This window comes from Flavobacterium pokkalii, from assembly GCF_014596575.1.
GTDB lineage: Bacteria > Bacteroidota > Bacteroidia > Flavobacteriales > Flavobacteriaceae > Flavobacterium > Flavobacterium pokkalii.
Map to the genome: position 1 here is coordinate 30,558 of NZ_NASZ01000009.1, position 14,333 is coordinate 44,890.

Below are 14,333 nucleotides of genomic sequence, written 5' to 3' on the forward strand. Positions count from 1 at the left end.
TTTTGGTTGCTTTCTATAAATTTTAAAAAATATAAACATGAAAAGAACAATAGTATTTTTAGCCTTGATGTTAATGACTTTATCTTATGGTCAGGAAACAAAACCAGTTCCTCAAATTACCGTTTCAGGAGAAGGTAAAGTAAAAGTAATCCCGGATGAGGCAACGGTTTCAGTTTCGGTAGAAACCAAAGGAAACGTCGCCAAAGATGTTAAAAAAGAAAACGACGAAAAAATTGACGCTGTTTTAAAACTCATCAAGAAAATGAATTTGGCTCCAGCAGATTACCGAACCCAACGTGTAAGCTTGAATCCGCAATATGATTACGAGAAAAAGAAAACTTCTTATAATGCTACTCAGACTATCGAAATTATCGTTAGAGATTTGAATAAATATGACGAATTAATGGAAGGTTTGGTCAATCAGGGAATTAACCGAATTGATAATGTGGTTTTTCAATCGTCTAAATTAGCGCAATACGAATCGGAAGCGAGAAAATTAGCGATGAAAGAAGCCAAACATAAGGCAGAAGACTATGTTTCGGTTTTAGGTCAAAAAGTAGGACGCGCTTTGACAATTTCAGACAATACTCAAAGTTATACGGCGCAACCGGTTTACGCCCGATTTAAAACAATGGCAATGGAAAGTGATGCTGCTCCAAGAGAAACTCTGGCTATGGGAGAAATTACAATTACGGCTAATGTAAGTGTGAATTTTATTTTGGAATAAAAATAATATAAGGAAATGGAAATGAAAAAGCCCGTAAAACATGATTTTACGGGCTTTTTTATATTTTGAGATTAATCTTAATTAATCCTGATTAGTTACTTTTCTGTATGGGAAAGAACCAAAAACATGTCTTTTAGCAAAACGAGCTGGAGAATCAGCATTAACCATTTTTACATAAGTAGCTTTAGGAACACTGATGTATTCGTAAACACTACCGTTTGAAAAGTTCACAATTAGTCTTGCTTCTTCAAATTTATAATCTGTAATGGTTGCAGTTGCAATAGTTTCCTGATATTCCGGCAAGTTTTGTTTGATAGTTTCAGGATTGATGCTTACTAAATGGTGGTAAGCTTCAATGATTTTTTTACTATTTTCTTCAGCTGCTTTTAAACCAGCCTCATCTCCTTGAAATTTATCAGGGTGAGCTTCTTTCATCGCGTTACGATAAATGGTTTTCAATTCTTTTAGCTGTACAGTTTTATCAACATTTAAGAGCTTGCGGTATTCAACTATTTTTTTCATAAATTATGTAACTACTTGTCTTTTAGTTTATAACCAATTATTTTTGGTTTCGTATTTGACAAAATTTTTGCAAAGGTACACTTTTTTTTAAGTTTTCAATTTTTCATTTAAAAAAAAGAAAAAAGTTTTTTGAAGTTAAGTATCAGATAATCAGTATTTATTGTTCCGGCTTGTTGTTGGCTTTGTCGAAATTTTTAGATTTTTTAGGGTATTTTTTATAACTGATGTCACTTGGGTTTTCAATTACTGATTTTATTGTTATCCAATCTCCTACAGTAAATTTTGCCTGAACCATTTTATAATCTAACAGGTATTCTCCACAAAAAAAGTTGTTGTTTTCATCTTTTTCAATAATCCCTGTAAATACGCCTTTTTGCAACATCTTTTCTCCTGAAGCCTTGCTCATGATATTTTATTTAAAATTCAGTGCAAAGGTAATCAATTAATATTGCCTTTAGAGAGTTTTAAGCTTTCTAAGTATATTTGCAGCATGCAAAAAAATTACAAACCACATCCTAATTCATTTAAAAATACTTTTTGTGTTTTTCACGAAGTACTTCCTGCGGCCATTGAAGGCTTAAAAAAACAATTTGAAAGCAAGGCGGGGAGTAGTTATTATTATTCAACCGAAGGGATGTACCGGATTTCTAATCACTGGGGAAGACTGGCTAACAGCAAATGGCGCCTGATTCCGATGGAACCCGAAACGACTTCTAAATATAAAATTGGTTTTGCCAAATGGGATGGTTTTTATCCTGATAACACTACAGACGAGTTGTATTATTTAGAAATGGATTATGCTAAGAATACGGTTAGTTATCAGCATAAAAATAATCCAAAGTACAATCAGCAAGCAGTACTTCGTACCAGTTTAGCCACCACGAAAAGAATTAAACAAATTCGGAATTTGATTGAACTCAGCTCCTGGGCGAAACATTTTGATTGCGATGATATTGGTCTTTTGCGAAAATTAATTATTGATGAATTGATTTATACCAATAAGAGTCTGGAAGAAATAAAAAGAGAAGTAGCAGAAAAATTAGAATCTTAAACAGCTGAAATTTTAACCAAATCTTCAAGACTGATTGGTTTAGACATATATCCAAAAATATCCGGATTGTATTTAGCTCTTTCTTTGTCCTGTATGGCAATGGAAGAACTGGAAATATAAATTTGAATTTCGCCTGTAATTTGAGGTTTCAATGTGGCAATTTCATCCATAAATCCCCAACCGTCCAAAACCGGCATTTCGATGTCTAACAGAATAATATTGGGGTGTGTTTTCTGTTTCAGAATATTGCTTCTTAAAACATCAATAGCCTCTTTTCCGTTTGAAAAAGAGCGTACAGCCGAAAAAATCCCTGATTTAAGGATGATTTTTTTCATGATGATTTGATAAATAGGATCATCATCTACAACCCAAATAGTTTTTTCTGTCATGATATATACACTTTAAAAGTTGTACCTAAATTGGGTTCGCTCTCCACGGTTATACTACCGCCCATAGCGTCAATTTGATTTTTGGTAATAAATAATCCAATACCTCTTGAGTCTTTATGAGTGCTGAATTTTTTATACATTCCAAATATTTTGTGACCGTTTTTGGCTAAATCAATCCCAATTCCGTTATCCGATATTTTAAGTACCGTTTTGTTGTGTTCTGTATAACAATCAATAGTGATTATTGGGTGTTTTTCAGGGTGACTGTATCGGATGGCATTGGAGATAAGATTGTATAAAATACTTTCCAGATAAGCCGGATTGTAAATAACTTCAATATCCTCTTTAATTGAATTAATTATTTTAATGCCTTTCAATTCAATTTGATCCGCAAGTACGGCCAGTGTGTTGTCTAAATATTGTTTTAAATTCAGTTGTTCGGTTACAATGCCTATATTGGTTTGAATATTGACCACTTCATTTAGATTCAACATCGTTTCGTTTAATGAATCAGAAACGGATTTTAAGAGTTGAATCATTTCTTCTTTCTCTTCTTCAGATTCCGAATTATCGATTAAATCTACAATCGAAGAAATATTACTGGTATGTGATCTTAAATTATGGGATACAATATACGAAAAATTGAGTAGTCTCTTATTTTGTTCTGTTACTAAGTTAAACGAGTTGTTTAAATCTTTTTCAGTCTCTTTGTTTTTACTTACATCAATAATAATTCCTCTTAGCTTTTTGGCTTTTCCGTTTTCAGAGATTACATTTACTATATCGCGTACCCAAACAACCGAACCGTCTTTAGCAATCATTCGGTATTCAAAATCATGATTTTTTAATTTTTTGGTTTGATCTACGCAAAAATTAGCAGCATAGTCTTTGTCTTCGGGATAAATATGATCTACCCAGAAATTAGACGTTTTAAGCCATTCTTCAGAGGTATACCCTAAAATGGATTCTACTTTTTTGCTTACAAAAGTAAATTCAAAATTTTCGGCATTACATTCCCAAACAATTCCATCAATAGTATTGATAAGTGATTCCATTCTTTTTTGTGAATCTAATATAACTTGTTCGGCAAGTTTGCGTTCGGTTACATCTTCGGCTATAGCAATATGATTAGTTGGAATTCCGTTTATTTCCCAAAGTGGAGAAATGGTAAGTTTAATCCAAATGGTGTCATTTGATTTTGTAATGTGTCTTCTTTCAGTTGAATATTCACGAATGATTCCTTTTTTTAATTTTTCAAAATTTTTAAAAGACTTTTTTAAATCATCGGGATGGATTATCGTTATTATGTTTTTTTGTTTTATTTCCTCTTCAGTATAGCCTAATAAATCACAATATTTTTTATTAGCTTCTAAAAGTTGTCCCGTAACCGTATCTACATAAGTGATTCCTACGGCTGCCTGATCAAAAACACTTTTAAATTTTATTTCGTTTTTTAAAAGTTCATCAGCTTGTTTTTTGAGTAGTTTTTCTAATTCGGCTGGTTTTTTGAAAAAAGCAGTCGTTAAAAATCCTATAAGAAGCGCCGTTATAAAGCCCAAAATTCCTTTAAGTATATAAGCTGCAAAAAATTCGTTAGGCTGTTTGTCAATCAAATAAAGTTTCCAGTCACCATCCGGTACAAAAGCAGTAACGGTATTTTTAGGATCCGGTTTTTGATTAGAGCCTAAAAAGAAATTTTCTTTTTGGGTAATACTGCTGAATTTAGAAATTTGAAAAGCATATCTCGAATGGTCGATGTTTTTAATTTCGGGATTGTTCAATAAGGTTTCGAAGCGAATAATGACAGCCGAAAATCCCCAAAATTTGTTGTTTTTATAAATAGCCAAACGGCCTAAAATCCCTAATCCGCCTTGTTTTAATTCAAAAGGGCCTGCAAAATACATTTTTCGGGTTTGAATGGCTTTCAAAGCCTCATGTCGGTATTTTTCATCTTTGAGTAAATTGATTCCTATAGCGGCCTCATTTCCTTCTAATGGATAAGTATAACGGATAATGCCGTCAGGGACTAATTGAACGGCATCTATATATTCGTCATTAGCCAGAATTTGTTTTCCAACGGCTTCAAAATTTTCAGGAATCCCTTTGTCGTTAATCGTTAAAGCCAGTGTTAAAGCGCCAACATAATTATCTTTTAAGGATTGTTCTATGCTTTTATGAATGTTTTGAAGAATTCCACTCATCTCATCATCTTTAGCTTTCTGAGCGATATGATATTGTTGTGAAATAATCAAAGAAAAGATTATACAAAAAAATAAAAAAACAAAAATCCCCGTCAATTTCGGCTTTAATGTAAACCATTTGTTATGACTTAGTAACGACTTTGTTAGATTCATTTTTTATTATATAAAATCAGTAATAAGGATTAATTTATCATTTTTTTCTGGGAAATGATAAAAAACATTCAATAAAACAGCTTGTGTTTAGTCCAAAACTAATAAAAATAATTAATAAATAATGACACAGAAGTGTTTTTTTTACGGTGATTTAATCAGTTTAATTTTATGTTTTAAATCCCGATAATTTGTCAAAAAAAGAATAAAAAATAAGTAATTTTGAGAACTGAATTTAATGTCTCAAATAAGATGCTTTTTTTAGTGAAGAAACGCCAAAATAGCAGTTTTTATTTTAGCCAATAATAAAGTTATGGGAAGAAATAATGAAAAGAATATAAAGAAGCATAACGATAAGTTGCATAAGGCGCAAGCCAAAGCTAAGAAGGCCGAAATGCTTAGAAAAGAAAAGTTGAAAGAGATGGTGAAGAAATTTAATGAAGATAAAAACGAAGAAAACAAATAAAAATGACAAACGATAAATATGCTTCGCTAAAAGCGGAAGTTCAGGAAATAATTGATTTAATCGCGGCAAAAAATGCCAAAGAAGCCAATAATAAATTAGTTGACGTAAGCGAGCAACTGGATGATTTACTGGACACCAGTGATGAAGATGAGGATTTAATTGAGCTAAGTAAATATCAGGTGTTGTTAAATCAACTGTATCAAAAAATAGTAGCTCTTAACGGTCAGGCTTAAGATTTTCAGGATGAATTTATGTTATTGTAATTCTCAAAAACAATTTAAAGATTGTTGTGAACCTTATATTAAAGGTCAAAAAAATGCACCCACAGCCGAAGCATTAATGCGTTCCCGATATAGTGCTTATGCTACTCATCAGGCGGATTATTTGGTGGCAACGACCCATGTTTCTCAAAGAGCGCTGCATTCTAAAGCGAATATTTTGCTTTGGGCTACGGCTAACCAATGGCAAAAATTAGAAGTTTTAAACGCTACTTCAACAACTGTTGAGTTTAAAGCTTATTATTTGGATTCCAATGAAAAACAGCATATTCATCATGAATTTTCCACTTTCGCTCAGGAAGATGGGATTTGGTATTATGTTGACGGGGAGTATTATTAATTCCCTTAATTGAAGAACTAGTTTTTTTGAAATTGTCATTGAAATTGTCTGAGTTCTTTTTAACTAAAAATTAATAATTGTTTGCTTGAAGTACTCTTTAAAATGCTGTAATTTTAAAGACTATGGAAAACAGTATTAAAAAAGGATTCTATTTTAAACAGTATCAGGCTCCTAATCAGTCTCCATTTGATAAATTATTTGAAATTTTCAAAGAATTAATCACTTATACTTCGGGAGATTTTGACGAAGCTATCAGTTGGTTGCGCGAATTAGATAAAGAATACAAGTTAACCGACGAAAATTATACCATTGATGATTTTATTGAAGACCTAAAGAAGAAAGGTTATATTAAAGATGAAGTCAAAGAAGATGGAACTTCCGGATTAGGAATTACTGCAAAAACCGAAAGAGCCATTCGTCAGCAAGCCCTGGATCAGATTTTTGGGAAATTAAAACGCTCCGGAAACGGAAATCATAAAACCAAATATTCCGGCAGTGGCGATGAACACACGGGAGAATTTCGTGAATTTCATTTTGGAGACAGTTTGGAGCGAATTTCGTTGACTGAAAGTTTGCGAAATGCCCAAATCAATAATGGTGTTGCCGATTTTATGCTCACTGAAAATGATTTGGTAGTTGAAGATGCGCAATACAAAGCCCAGATGAGTACGGTTTTGATGATTGATATTAGCCACAGTATGATTTTGTATGGCGAAGACCGGATAACTCCCGCCAAGAAAGTGGCGATGGCTTTGGCTGAATTAATTACCACACGTTATCCTAAAGATACGCTCGATATTTTGGTTTTTGGAAATGATGCCTGGCCCATAGCTATCAAAGATTTACCTTATTTAAAAGTTGGACCCTTTCACACCAATACGGTTGCCGGTTTGCAATTGGCGATGGATATGTTACGCAGAAAACGCAACACCAACAAGCAAATTTTTATGATTACCGATGGTAAACCAAGCTGCGTTAAAGAGCGGGATGGTTCGTATTATATGAACAGTAATGGGTTGGATGAATACATTGTGGATAAATGTTATACGCAGGCGCAACAAGCCCGGAAATTGCATATTCCCATCACCACTTTTATGATTGCGAGTGATCCTTATTTGCAAAAATTTGTCAAAAGATTCACCGAAGCCAATCAGGGAAAAGCGTTTTATACCGGTTTGAAAGGTTTGGGTGAAATGATTTTTGAAGATTATGAAACCAATCGGAAGAAAAGAATTAAGTAATTAGAAAATAGAAGTAAGAAGCAAGAGAAAAGATGTTAGAAATAATGAAAATGGAAACCATTTTTTAATTATTTAATCTTTTAAATATTTCAATTTAAATTAAACATGGAAATAGAAAATATAAATACTTTAGGTGAGTTAAGGGCATCTGGTTATCAAAGTAAAAGTATTAAAGACGAATTGAGAGATAATCTTCGGGAGAAAATCAAATCAGGGAGTCCAACTTTTGAAGGAATTCATGGATTTGAAAATACGGTGATTCCGGAATTGGAACGAGCGATTCTTTCGCGTCATAATATCAATTTATTAGGACTTCGTGGTCAGGCTAAAACCCGACTGGCGCGTAAAATGGTCGAATTGTTGGATGAATACATTCCGTATGTAAGTGGTTCTGAAATTAATGACGATCCATTTAATCCTATTTCCCGATTTGCTAAGGATTTAATTATTGCCAAAGGTGATGAAACCCCAATTTCATGGTTGCACCGAAGTGAGCGTTTCTATGAAAAATTAGCCACACCTGATGTTACCGTGGCTGATTTAATAGGGGATGTTGATCCAATTAAAGCAGCTAATTTGAAATTGTCTTATGCAGATGACCGTGTGATTCATTTTGGGATGATTCCGCGTGCCAATCGTTGTATTTTTGTGATAAATGAATTGCCTGATTTGCAAGCCCGAATTCAGGTGGCGCTGTTTAATATTTTGCAGGAAGGCGATATTCAAATCAGAGGTTTTAAGTTGCGAATGCCATTGGATATGCAATTTGTATTTACGGCCAATCCGGAAGATTATACTAACAGAGGAAGTATTGTAACACCGTTGAAAGACCGAATTGGTTCTCAAATTTTAACACATTATCCCGAAAATATTCAAATTGCCAGAACCATTACTGAACAGGAAGCTCAATTTGATTCTAATCAGAATAACACCGTTTATGTGCCTTCGTTAGCCAAAGATTTATTGGAACAAATAAGTTTTGAAGCCAGAGAAAGTGAGTATGTCGATCATAAAAGTGGTGTAAGTGCCCGTATGAGTATCACGGCTTATGAAAATTTAATCAGCACTGCTGAACGTCGCGCATTGAAATCAGGAGAAACTCAAACTACAGTTCGTTTGTCGGATTTTATGGGAATTATTCCCGCCATTACCGGAAAAGTAGAGTTGGTTTACGAAGGAGAGCAGGAGGGAGCTGCTGCTGTAGCCGAGCGCTTAATTGCAGCTGCGGTTCGCACTTTATTCCCAAATTATTTTCCTAAAATTGAAAAATTAGAAAAACCGAATGAAAAAACAGCCTATTCTGATTTGATAGAATGGTTTTTTGCCGAAAATGGTTTTGAATTGTTGGATGACTGTTCTGATGAGGAATATCAAAACATTTTAGCAGCTATAGTTCCTTTAGAAATATTATTAAAAAAATACCAGGCTGATTTAGTTAAAGAAGATAAGTTATTCATGAAAGAATTTGTGCTTTGGGGATTGGTTGAATTTCGAAAATTAAGCAAGGATAGAATTTCTGAAGGCTATCAGTTTAAGGATATTTATGGAAGTTACATCAGTAAGTTGTAATTTTAGAATAATTAAGTTTTGGTAAATTACTTAAAATCAAAAAGTTCTTCATTTACATATTTATAAATGAAGAACTTTTTATATGATGTAGATAAGAATTATTTCTTAAGTGTCATTCTTCCATAATTTGCTACTACAGCAAGGCAAATGAGCGGTAAAATAAATGAAAAGTTAACTTCCGGAATAAAACCTAAAACTTTCACATCTGAAAATCCGGGACCTCCCCAGTCTAAAACGCTTCCTTGTAAAACCGGCATTAAAGCACCTCCTACAATCGCCATTACTAATCCGGCCGAACCTATTTTAGCTTCGTCACCCATTCCTTTTAACGCAATTCCATAAATAGTAGGGAACATAATTGACATGAATAAAGAAATTCCAATTAAAGAATAAAGCCCAATAGTTCCCGGTAACAAAATAGCTCCGGCACAACAGCAAACACCGCCAATACCAAAAAGCATTAATATTTTAGACGGATTAATCGTTCTCATAAGAGCTGTTCCTATCCATCTTCCGCTCAGAAAAATAATCATTGCCGAAATATTATACCAGGACGCAGTAAGTTGTTGTTCTTGTGGTAAGCCTTCGTTAATATTATCTACGTATTGAAATATAAAAGTCCAACACATAATTTGAGCGCCTACATAAAATGCCTGCGCAATTACGCCTTGAATATAGGTTTTATTTGCGAATAACTTTTTAAAAGATTCCGAAATAGACATTTTATCATGATCGGCAGTTTTTGGAATTTTAGTAAAAAGAATAATTGCCATAATACTCAAAACAACTAGACCTAATATGATATAAGGAACACTAATTACTCCTAAATCATTTTCGCGAATACTTGCTTTGGCGGTATCAGATAGTGTATCGTAAATTAAGGCTCCAGAAGCATCTTTATCGTCGGATCGAAGCGCTGAAATAACAAATTGTTGAGCTACCACCATTCCCATTAAAGAACCTACAGGATTAAAAGATTGAGCGAGATTCAATCTTCGGGTAGCTGTTTCGCTATCACCTAAAGCTAAAATTAAAGGATTAGATGTTGTTTCTAAAAAGGCTAATCCACAGGTGATTACCCAAAGAGAGATTAGGAAGAAATTATAATCCTGATAGGCTGCTGCAGGATAAAATAAGAAAGCACCAGTAGCATACAGACATAAGCCTAAAATGATTCCGGATTTATAACTGTACTTTCTGATGAATAAAGCGGCGGGTAATGCCATGAAAAAATAACCAAAGTAGAAAGCAAATTGGACTAATGAAGCCTGAGTATTTGATAATTCAGGCATTACTTTTTTGAAAGCAGAAACCATAGGATTGGTTAAATCATTGGCAACTCCCCATAAAGCAAATAATGAAGTGATGATGATAAAAGGAAAAAGTAAATCCTTTTTTACAACCGCAATTGAAGTGGATTGATTCATTTTTATAAATTTAATAAAATTGGTTGATTGGTAAAAAAAAAGAACAAAGCATAAGAAACTTATGATTTGTTCTTTGTTGTTTTGAAAATTTTATTCCGTTAGTAAGGCACGGTCTAAGTGAACATAACCACCGTCACAAAAGATAAACTGACCTGTAGTATGTGAAGATCTTTCGGAAATAGTGAACAAACAAGTATCGGCAATTTCATCCGGAGTTGTCATGCGGTTTTCCAAAGGAATTTTTTTAACGATAGATTGTAATTTTTCTTCTCCGTTTTCCAAAGTTTTAATCCAGTTATCGTAAGCAGGTGTCCAGCTTTCGGCAATGATAATCGCATTAACACGGATAGAATGTTTGATTAAATCTACTGCCCATTCACGGGTTAATCCTAATACGCCACCTTTGGCAGCAGCATATCCTGAAGTACCACCTTGACCTGTTAATCCTACTTTGGAACCAATATTTAAAATAGGTCCTTTGGAAGCTTTTAGGTAAGGAAGTGCACTTTTTACGGTCACAAAATAGCTTACCATGTTTAATTTCAAAGAATCCATAAATTCTTCGTAAGAAGCATCCAGTCCGGCACCGTCATTTACTCCAACGTTGTTAATTAAAGCATCGATGCGACCGTATTTAGCAGCAATTTGTGTAATTGCAGCTTCGATTTGTTTGGGATCTGTTACATCGGTTTTACAAAATAAAGCATCAATTCCTTTTTTTTGTAATTCTTCAATATAGGCAAATCCTCGGTCGTTTCGGTCAATAACCGCCGGGATAGCACCTTCGGCAGCTAAATGTTGCAAAATAGTTTCTCCAATACTTCCTTTAATTCCAGCTGCACCAGTGATGACAACTACTTTTCCTTTTAATCCTAAATCCATAATTTATAAGTTATAAAATTTAATTGCGTTTTTCCCCATAATTCCGGCTTGTTCATCCGGACTTAATTTTGCAATAAAATTGGTTACTAATTCTTTTGTTTTTGTATAGTTTCCGGCTACTAAACACACCGGCCAATCGGAACCAAAAAGGATTCTATCGGCTCCAAATGCGTCTAAAACCAATTGTATGTAAGGTTCAATTTGTTCCGAAGTCCAATTGTTATAATCAGCTTCGGTGGTCATTCCTGATAGTTTGCAATAGACATTTTGGTGTTCGCCTATCGCTTTCATTGAAGTTGCCCAACCATCATAAAATCCATCTTTTATGTATGGTTTTGCAATGTGATCAATAACAAATTTTTGATTTGGAAAACGACGGACTAATTCTAAAGCTGCCCCTAATTGATGTGGGAAAATCAAAATATCATACGTAAAATTGTGTTTTTCCAATGCTGCAATTCCGTTTAAAAAATCAGGGCGCAACATAAAATTATGATCCGCTTCCCCCTGAACCACATGGCGGAAACCTTTCAGTTTTGGAAATTGACTGTATTTTTCTAAAACTTCATCAATATTAGTTGCTCTCAGGTCAGTCCAACCTACAATTCCTTTGATAAAATCATTTTTGGCTGCCAAATCCAAAAGAAAATCAGTTTCAGCCAATGTTTGGTCGGCCTGAACCGCTACACAACCATCAATATTGTTTTGCTGATAAATGATTTTTAAATCTTCAGGTAAAAAATCTTTACGAATGACTTTCATGTTATCGTCAATCCAGGCGTGTTTTTCGGCTTCGTAAATCCAAAAATGCTGATGCGAATCGATTACCATATTATTTTAATTTAAAATCAACAGTAGCTTTAATTACTCCGGTTGCAGGATTTAGCCAGCTGTCAAAGTTTTCAATCATTTCAGTGTAAGGTACAGTATGCGTAATAAAAGAATCTGTAGGGAATTGATTGAGTACATTGATTACATGCTCAAAATCTTCAGTTGTTGCATTTCGGCTGCACATTAAAGTCATTTCTTTGGCATGAATAGCCGGATGGCTGTAAGTCAATTCCCCTTTTGATAAACCAACTAATACAAAACGTCCTCCGTGAGACATGTAATTTGGGCAGGTTTCTAAAGCACCTTTGTGTCCGGAAGCGTCAAAAACAGCGGTACATAAATCACCGTTAGTGATTTTAGTAATTTCTGCAACGGTGTTTTCTCCTGCTTTTACGGTGTAATCTACTCCGATTTTTTCTTTGGCGTAAGCCAAACGCTGCTCATTCATATCAATGGCAATTACTTTAGCACCGGCAATTTGTGCCAGTTTCATGATTCCAATTCCGATAGGTCCGCAACCTACCACGGCAACAGTTTCTCCCGGAACAATGGCTGCTCTGCGGATAGCGTGTGCGCCAATTGCTAAAGGTTCCACAATTGCCATTTGATCATCAGTTAAATTATTTGCCGGTAAAAGAATAGAGGTAGGAACGGTAATTTGTTCCTGCATTCCGCCGTCAGCGTGAACGCCTAAAACTTTGATGTTGGTACAGCAGTTTGTTTTTCCGTTTCGGCAAGCGATACAGGTTCCGCAGCTCACGTATGGCATTACCACAACATTGTCTCCGGCTTTAATTCCTTTTGGATTGTCTCCAATTTCCAAAACAGTGGATGCTAATTCGTGTCCTAAAATTCTAGGGTAGGTAAAAAACGCCTGATTTCCGCCATAAGCGTGTAAATCGGTTCCGCAGATTCCAACCTTGTTGATTTGTAATAAAGCTTCGTTCTCTTTTCTAACCGGAGCTTCTTTTTCTTTCAGAATAAATTCTCCCGGTTTTTCGCAAACAATGTATTTCATTTGATATTGATTGTTTATTTGGTTTTTTAATGAATTATTTATTTTGTTCCAACGTTTGAACAGTTGTAGAAATAAAAAAAACACAATTTGATAATTATTGTGTTTTTCATTTAAAATGCTATTTTTGTTCCATCGTTTGAACAAATATAAAAACTAATTGGAAAATAAAAAAAAATCTACGATAAAAGATATTGCGGCGGCGCTGGGGTTAACCCCTTCGGCGGTATCAAAAGCCTTGAATAACCACCCCAGAATTAGCGAAAAAACCAAGCTTGCCGTTAAAGAAATGGCGGTAGAATTGGACTATCAGCCAAATTTTTTGTCGAGTGCGTTACGAAAAGGAAAAAGTAATCTGGTTGGTGTGATAATTCCACGTGTGAACAGCCATTTTTTTTCTTCTGTAGTTGAAAATATTGAAAAAATGCTCAATCTCAACGGTTACAATATCATCATGACGCAGTCGAATGAATTGTATGCTAAAGAATGCCAGGAAATTGATACTTTGCTTAAAATTCAGGTGGATGGCATTATTGCATCGATGGCTAATGAAACGACCAATTTAGAGTTTTACGAAAAAATAAAATCCAGAGGAACCGAATTGGTTTTGTTTGACAGAGGAGAAGAGGAGCTGAATGTGGATTATGTGGGGATTGATGATTATAAAAGTAGTCATTTGGTGGTTGATCATTTGGTGTCACAAAATTGCAAGCGTATTGCACATATTGCCGGTTTTCATCATATTCGAATTTATAAAGAACGAATTCACGGTTATAAAGACGCATTGGAGAAATGGAATTTAGATATTCAGGACAATTGGATTATTGAAAGTAATTTGCGTATTGAGGACGGACGCCAAATCATGCAACAATTATTGGATGCTCCAGAAAGACCGGATGCGGTTTACGTGGCGGGTGATATTGCGGCTTTAGGAGCTTTACAGGTGCTTTTGGAAAACAATATCAAGGTTCCGGAGGAAATAGCTTTGGTTGGTTTTAGTGATGAGCCGTTTACTTCGCTTACACAACCTTCCATTTCTACGATTAATCAGCATAGTGACCAAATAGGCAAATTGGCTGCTGAAGCTTTTTTAAATCGAATGAGCCATCCGAAGAAAAAAACGGTTAACCGAATTATTTTAGAACCGGAATTGATAGTCAGACAGTCTTCGAAAAGAATTTGAAATGATTTGGAACATAGATTTTAGGGATTTAAGTAATTTCTAAAATATGTGTTCCAACTCT

At 34.5% G+C, this 14,333-nt stretch carries 16 protein-coding genes; 8 read left to right on the plus strand and 8 right to left on the minus strand.

Annotation, left to right across the window (positions count from 1 at the left end; translation table 11 throughout):
- The first annotated feature begins 37 nt into the window (after positions 1–37).
- On the plus strand, positions 38–727 hold the full coding sequence (locus tag B6A10_RS07630; RefSeq protein ID WP_188220400.1) for an SIMPL domain-containing protein: 690 nt from the start codon (positions 38–40) through the stop codon (positions 725–727).
- Positions 728–808: 81 nt separating this feature from the next.
- Here B6A10_RS07630 and B6A10_RS07635 read toward each other — a convergent pair whose 3' ends face one another.
- Together B6A10_RS07635 and B6A10_RS07640 are read right to left on the minus strand one after the other, a co-directional pair.
- Positions 809–1,249, minus strand: coding sequence for a KTSC domain-containing protein (locus B6A10_RS07635; protein ID WP_055092157.1), 441 nt, complete (start codon positions 1,247–1,249; stop codon positions 809–811).
- Between the two features lie 157 nt (positions 1,250–1,406).
- Positions 1,407–1,655 (minus strand): hypothetical protein, encoded by a 249-nt coding sequence (locus tag B6A10_RS07640; RefSeq protein WP_188220401.1) that lies wholly within the window; start codon positions 1,653–1,655, stop codon positions 1,407–1,409.
- A gap of 84 nt (positions 1,656–1,739) precedes the next feature.
- On the opposite strand from B6A10_RS07640, the gene B6A10_RS07645 reads away from it, so the two are divergent.
- Complete coding sequence (locus tag B6A10_RS07645; protein ID WP_188220402.1) at positions 1,740–2,300, plus strand: hypothetical protein; 561 nt, start codon at positions 1,740–1,742, stop codon at positions 2,298–2,300.
- On the opposite strand, the gene B6A10_RS07650 is transcribed toward B6A10_RS07645, so the two are convergent.
- Together B6A10_RS07650 and B6A10_RS07655 are read right to left on the minus strand one after the other, a co-directional pair.
- A complete protein-coding gene (locus tag B6A10_RS07650) occupies positions 2,297–2,689 on the minus strand; it encodes a response regulator (RefSeq protein WP_026714380.1) in 393 nt (130 codons plus the stop codon). The genes B6A10_RS07645 and B6A10_RS07650 overlap by 4 nt on opposite strands.
- Complete coding sequence (locus B6A10_RS07655; RefSeq protein WP_188220403.1) at positions 2,686–4,941, minus strand: PAS domain S-box protein; 2,256 nt, start codon at positions 4,939–4,941, stop codon at positions 2,686–2,688. The genes B6A10_RS07650 and B6A10_RS07655 overlap by 4 nt, the downstream gene beginning before the upstream one ends.
- Positions 4,942–5,353: 412 nt before the next feature.
- Between B6A10_RS07655 and B6A10_RS07660 the strand changes: the two genes are divergently transcribed.
- The 5 genes from B6A10_RS07660 to B6A10_RS07680 all read left to right on the plus strand — a co-directional run bounded on the left by B6A10_RS07660 (position 5,354) and on the right by B6A10_RS07680 (position 8,934).
- Entirely contained in the window at positions 5,354–5,506 is a 153-nt protein-coding gene (locus B6A10_RS07660) for a hypothetical protein (protein ID WP_188220404.1), read from the plus strand.
- Positions 5,507–5,508: 2 nt separating this feature from the next.
- Positions 5,509–5,739 (plus strand): hypothetical protein, encoded by a 231-nt coding sequence (locus B6A10_RS07665; protein ID WP_055092151.1) that lies wholly within the window; start codon positions 5,509–5,511, stop codon positions 5,737–5,739.
- Between the two features lie 10 nt (positions 5,740–5,749).
- Positions 5,750–6,124 (plus strand): YchJ family protein, encoded by a 375-nt coding sequence (locus tag B6A10_RS07670; RefSeq protein ID WP_188220405.1) that lies wholly within the window; start codon positions 5,750–5,752, stop codon positions 6,122–6,124.
- 122 nt (positions 6,125–6,246) lie between these two features.
- On the plus strand, positions 6,247–7,365 hold the full coding sequence (locus B6A10_RS07675; RefSeq protein WP_026714383.1) for a vWA domain-containing protein: 1,119 nt from the start codon (positions 6,247–6,249) through the stop codon (positions 7,363–7,365).
- A gap of 105 nt (positions 7,366–7,470) precedes the next feature.
- The gene (locus B6A10_RS07680) at positions 7,471–8,934 is read left to right on the plus strand and encodes a magnesium chelatase (RefSeq protein ID WP_188220406.1); all 1,464 of its coding nucleotides are present in this window, start codon (positions 7,471–7,473) and stop codon (positions 8,932–8,934) included.
- Positions 8,935–9,032: 98 nt separating this feature from the next.
- Here B6A10_RS07680 and fucP read toward each other — a convergent pair whose 3' ends face one another.
- The 4 genes from fucP to B6A10_RS07700 all read right to left on the minus strand — a co-directional run bounded on the left by fucP (position 9,033) and on the right by B6A10_RS07700 (position 13,092).
- The gene (gene fucP / locus B6A10_RS07685; RefSeq protein ID WP_188220407.1) at positions 9,033–10,361 is read right to left on the minus strand and encodes an L-fucose:H+ symporter permease; all 1,329 of its coding nucleotides are present in this window, start codon (positions 10,359–10,361) and stop codon (positions 9,033–9,035) included.
- A gap of 90 nt (positions 10,362–10,451) precedes the next feature.
- Positions 10,452–11,243, minus strand: coding sequence for an SDR family oxidoreductase (locus B6A10_RS07690; RefSeq protein WP_188220408.1), 792 nt, complete (start codon positions 11,241–11,243; stop codon positions 10,452–10,454).
- A 3-nt stretch (positions 11,244–11,246) separates the two neighbouring features.
- Positions 11,247–12,074, minus strand: a complete 828-nt coding sequence (locus B6A10_RS07695) for an amidohydrolase family protein (protein ID WP_188220409.1) — start codon at positions 12,072–12,074, stop codon at positions 11,247–11,249.
- Between the two features lies 1 nt (position 12,075).
- Positions 12,076–13,092 (minus strand): zinc-binding alcohol dehydrogenase family protein, encoded by a 1,017-nt coding sequence (locus B6A10_RS07700; protein ID WP_188220410.1) that lies wholly within the window; start codon positions 13,090–13,092, stop codon positions 12,076–12,078.
- Positions 13,093–13,249: 157 nt separating this feature from the next.
- On the opposite strand from B6A10_RS07700, the gene B6A10_RS07705 reads away from it, so the two are divergent.
- Positions 13,250–14,272 (plus strand): LacI family DNA-binding transcriptional regulator, encoded by a 1,023-nt coding sequence (locus tag B6A10_RS07705; RefSeq protein ID WP_188220411.1) that lies wholly within the window; start codon positions 13,250–13,252, stop codon positions 14,270–14,272.
- The last annotated feature ends 61 nt before the right edge of the window (positions 14,273–14,333 follow it).